Source organism: Falsiroseomonas sp. E2-1-a20, from assembly GCF_051433195.1.
Taxonomy (GTDB): domain Bacteria; phylum Pseudomonadota; class Alphaproteobacteria; order Acetobacterales; family Acetobacteraceae; genus Falsiroseomonas.
Window position 1 is genome coordinate 1 of the sequence record NZ_JBHMFT010000109.1, and the last position, 4,185, is coordinate 4,185.

Sequence of the window (4,185 nt, forward strand, 5' to 3'; positions counted from 1 at the left end):
TGATGCCTTCGACATGCTGTACGCGGAAGGCGCGCGCACGCCGAAGATGATGTCGGTTGGCCTGCACATGCGGCTGATCGGCCACCCGGCGCGGGCGGCCGGACTGCAGCGGCTGTTGGATTACATGATGCAGCGGCGCGACGTGTGGATCGCCAAGCGTGTGGATATCGCGCGGCACTGGGCGGCGACGCACCCGTATGCGGGGAAGGGCCTCAACGAGTAGCCGGCGCGGCCCTCAAGCAGCGTGCAAGCGCTGGGACGTCGGCCGCGCCAGGTACTCAGTGATGCCGACGAACACGGCGATGCCGACAGCGAGGAAATTGGCGATGCCGGCGGGGTGCATCACCAGCACGATCGCCCCGGCCAGCAGGCCCATTTTCCAGATCGGCAGGGCGCGCGTCAGGTAGCGTTCGCCCAGTGCACCCATGCAGAACACGCCGACCAGCCCTCCCATCACCGCCAACAGCACCGAAAGCACGGGCATCTCGTGCCACAGCACCAGGGCTGGCCAGTAGACGAAGATGAAGGGCACAAGATACGCCGCCATGCCGAGCCGCATCGCCGTGAAGCCGGTCTTCATCACCGGTGCATTTGCAATGCCCGCCGCCACATAGGCCGCGAGCGCGACGGGCGGCGTGATCGCGGAGACGCCGCCCCAGTAGTAGCAGAACAGGTGCGCAACCAGCGGCGGCACACCGAGCTGGATCAGGCTCGGCGCCACCAGCGTCGCGGTGATGATGTAGACCGAGGTGGTGGGCAGCCCGAAGCTGAGGAACAGGGAGCACGCGGCCGCCAGCAGCAGCGCCGGCAGCAGCATGCCGGAAGCCAGGCCGATGATCGATTGCGTGAACAACAGGCCGACGCCTGTCAGTCCGACACTGCCGACGATGAAGCCGACCGCAGCGCAGGCGATGGCGGTCGAGATGCTGTTGCGCGCTCCAATCTCCAGCGCCTCCAGGATGTCGCGCAGACTCATGCGGGACGACCGGCGCAGGGAACTCACCACGACGACAGCGACGATAGAAAAGAAGGCCGCGAACAGCGCGGTGTAGCCCATGATCAGCATGCCGATCAGCACGAAGATCGGCAGCACCAGATGGCCCTGCTCCAGCAGCACGGCCTTCACCTTTGGCAGGCGATGCCGCGGCAGTCCCTCCATCCCCACCTTGCGGGCGCGCAGATGCACCTGCAGGTAGACGGCGCCGTAGTATAGCAGCGCTGGCAGCAGCGCGCCCGCAGCGACCGCCGCGTAGGGCATCTGCAGATACTCCGCCATGATGAAGGCGGAGGCGCCCATGACCGGCGGCAGGAACTGGCCGCCGCAGGAGGCCACGGCCTCAACCGCGCCGGCGTAGTAGCCACTGAATCCGAGACGCTTCATCAGCGGGATGGTGAATACGCCGGTCGAGGCGACATTGGCGGCGGAGGAGCCCTGGATCGTGCCCATCAGCGCGCTCGCCAGCACGCCGACCTTCGCCGGGCCGCCCGGCGAATGGCCCGCGGCGGCGAAGGCAATATTGGTGAAGAAGGTGGTCGTGCCGGATTTCTGCAGGAAGGCGCCGAACAGGATGAACAGGTAGACGTAGGTTGCGGAGACGCCGACCGCGATGCCGAAGACACCCTCGGTCGTCATGTACATCTGGCGGATGACCCGGTCGTAGCTGAAGCCGCCATGGCCGAGGATGCCCGGCATCCATGGCCCGACGAACAGGTAGCCGAGGAAGATCGCGGCCAGGACGATGAGAAACATCCCCATCGTCCGCCGCGCCGCCTCCAGGATCGTCAGGCAGAAGATACTGCCGACGATGATGTCGGTCTGCGTCGGGTAGCCACCGCGATCGACGATGTCCTGGTAGGTGTAGGCCACGTAGAAGGCGGAGGCGCCGCCGAGGACGCTCAGCAGCAAATCGCCTAAGCCGGGCTGGCGGCTACGGCCGAGCTTCGTGGCCGGATAGATCAGGAAGCAGAGGAACAACATCAGCGCGACATGCACCGGCCGCTGTTCCATGGCTGGCAGCGGCCGGTAGCCTGCCGTGTAGAAGTGGAACAGGGATGAGGCGACCGCGACGACCATGAACAGCAGCGCCCAGCGCCCGAGCAAGCGGCGCGTGTCGCCCTGCACTTCCGACTGGGCGCTGATGGCGTTGACGTCGATGACGCCCTCACCCTCCAGCGTCGGACGCCGCCACTCCGCTTCGCGTTCCCGCCGGGCGCCAGGCGTCATGGCCATCGCGTCACTTCCTCATCCACCCGTCGTTCAGGTCCGGCTGCTTTCCTGATAAAAGCGCTCCGCCCCCGGGTGCAGCGGGAAGGGCAGGCCGTCGCGGGCGTTGGCCAGCGTCATGAAATCCGCCAGCGGGTGCACCTGCAGCAACCTCGGCTTGTTCTCGAACATCGTCTTCACCAGGGCATGGGCGAGGTCGTCCGAGACGCGATCATGGACCGCCAGCGTGGTGGGCGCGGCGAAGGTGCGGAAGGGACGATCGCTGCCCGGGACGTGCCGCGCCTCGACGGTGTAGGGGTAGTCGAGACCCTGCGCGGCCATGAAGGCGATGACGTCCTCGTCGATGTCGATGATGCGGGCGAAGCCGGTGTCCATCATCTGCTGGACGGAGGAAGATCCGGGTGCATCCGGCCATACCACCGCATCGATCTGGCGGTTGCGGACCTGGTCGATGGTCGCGCCATGCACGGTGAACTCGGCGCGGATGTCGCGATAGGTCCAGCCCATGTGGCCCATCATGATGCGCCACCAGGCCTCGCCCTGGCTGCCCTGCATGCCGACCGAGACGCGCTTGCCCTTCAGGTCACGCAGCGTCTTGATTTCGGGCGCCCAGTTCATCGCCAGGAACCACTGCGGGTTCGGGTAGACCGTAGCCAGCGAGCGCAGGCCCTGGTAGCGACCGCGCGGGCGGTTCGCGAAGACACCCTCGTTCTTGTAGGCGAGCTCGCCGATGCTGCCGGCCAGGTAGGCGACCTCCACCTCCCGGTCCGCGAGCAGGTCGAGGTTCTGAACGGTGCCGCCGGTGGCCTGGATGGAGGCGCGCACGCCCGCCACCGTGTCGTTCCAGATGGCGGCAAGACCGCTGCCGAGGCGGTAGTAGTTGCCGCCGGAGCCAGCTGTGGCAATCCGCACGAAGCGCGTCTGGGCGAGGGCAGGCGAAGGGAGACCCGCCATCGTCGACAAGCCAAGCGGCGCGGCGGTCGCCAGGCGCACAAAGTTCCTGCGGTGCATCGCATCCTCCCATTCTTGGTTCGTTAAGGCGAACCGCAGCATGGGCGGAGATAGACGTCAAGTAATCGACGATAGGCCATTGCGTTCAGCGGAACACCAGCACCGGAATCCTGCAGCTGCGCAGCAGCGCCGTGGTGGTGCTGCCGACGATCATGTTGCGCAGCCGGCCATGGCCGTAGGCACCCATCACCAGCAGGTCGATGCCGGCGGTGGCGACATGGCCGGCGATGGCGGTGTCCGCATCGCCCTGCAGTACGGTCTGCGTTGCGGTCTTGCCGGCCGCCGCCAGTTGCGCGGCCGGCTCCGCCAGCAGTGCGAGCCCCGCCGCCTCATCCGTGGCGACCGTCACCAGGTGGCACTCCAGCCCATCCAGCGACGCGGTGCCGGCAGCATAGGCCACCGCCTGCTGGGCGTGGCGGCCACCATCATAGGCGATGGCGAAGCGCGTGATCGGCCGGAAGGACCGCGAGGCCACCAGCACCGGCAGGATGCTGGACCGCAGCACGCGCTCCAGGTTGGCGCCGAGATGGCCGACGGCGAAGTTCGCCGCCTCGCCCCGCTTGCCGACCACCAGCAGGTCGGCCTCGCCCTCGAACTCCACGATCGTGTCCACCAGCGCGCCGTGTCGCTGCACGGTGGTGATGTGCGCCACGCCCGCCGCCTTCAGCCGGGCCTCCGCCGCCGCAAGCAGGGCGCGGGCCCGGCGAAGCGAGACCTTGCCGCGCGCCTCGTCCAGCTCCGCCAACTCGCGCAGCAATTCCTCCGAGGCGTTGACGCCGAGCGCACCGCTGCGATCGACAGGCGCCTCCGCCGTCGCGCGGTCCAGCACATGCAGCACGCGCACCGAGGCGCTGCCCATGCGCGCGGAGGCCCAGGCGGCGTGGTCCAGGATGCTCTCGGCGTAGACCGAGCCATCGGTACAGGCGAGGATTTGCGCCATGGCGTGTTCA

The 4,185-nt window shown here is 67.7% G+C and carries 3 protein-coding genes and 1 pseudogene; 1 reads left to right on the forward strand and 3 read right to left on the reverse strand.

The features are described 5' to 3' along the window. A pseudogene (locus ACFHPP_RS30545) lies at window positions 1-223 on the forward strand (chitin deacetylase); the annotation flags it as partial. A gap of 12 nt (window positions 224-235) precedes the next feature. Here ACFHPP_RS30545 and ACFHPP_RS30550 read toward each other — a convergent pair. The 3 genes from ACFHPP_RS30550 to ACFHPP_RS30560 form a co-directional block, all read right to left on the reverse strand. Continuing rightward, entirely contained in the window at window positions 236-2,230 is a 1,995-nt protein-coding gene (locus ACFHPP_RS30550; RefSeq protein ID WP_437167000.1) for a TRAP transporter permease, read from the reverse strand. Between the two features lie 27 nt (window positions 2,231-2,257). Beyond that, window positions 2,258-3,235, reverse strand: a complete 978-nt coding sequence (locus ACFHPP_RS30555; RefSeq protein WP_437167001.1) for a TAXI family TRAP transporter solute-binding subunit — start codon at window positions 3,233-3,235, stop codon at window positions 2,258-2,260. A gap of 85 nt (window positions 3,236-3,320) precedes the next feature. Beyond that, a partial coding sequence (locus ACFHPP_RS30560; RefSeq protein WP_437167002.1) for a universal stress protein occupies window positions 3,321-4,185 on the reverse strand: 865 nt, incomplete at its 5' end.